This is a genomic window from Vibrio sp. 1401, assembly GCF_033340295.1.
Genome location: NZ_JAWOWF010000891.1, coordinates 1 through 505 on the forward strand (window position 1 = coordinate 1; position 505 = coordinate 505).

The 505-nt window shown below is 47.3% G+C and carries 1 protein-coding gene; it reads left to right on the forward strand.

The features are described from left to right. Positions 1-505, forward strand: a 505-nt coding sequence (locus R7Z77_RS28745; protein WP_318137484.1) for an NAD(P)(+) transhydrogenase (Re/Si-specific) subunit beta, incomplete at both ends; no start/stop codon positions are given.

Sequence of the window (505 nt, forward strand, 5' to 3'; positions counted from 1 at the left end):
TTCGTAAAAGCAGATGGCAGCATGTTCGCGCTTATCGTGATGACGTTAATTGCGTTCGCATTTGGTTACCACTTAGTCGCATCCATTGGTGGCGCGGATATGCCAGTTGTTGTTTCTATGCTTAACTCGTACTCAGGTTGGGCAGCGGCAGCAGCAGGTTTCATGCTTGCAAACGACCTATTGATCGTAACAGGTGCTTTGGTTGGTTCTTCAGGTGCAATTCTGTCATACATCATGTGTAAAGCGATGAACCGCTCGTTTATCAGTGTTATTGCCGGTGGTTTTGGTCAAGAGATTATCATTTCAAGTGATGAAGAGCAGGGCGAACACCGTGAAACCACTGCTGAAGAAGTGGCTGAAATGCTGAAAAACTCGAAGTCAGTAATCATCACTCCGGGATACGGCATGGCAGTAGCGCAAGCGCAGTACCCGGTGCATGAAATTACTGATGCACTTCGTTCACAAGGTATTGAAGTTCGTTTTGGTATTCACCCTGTCGCGGGTC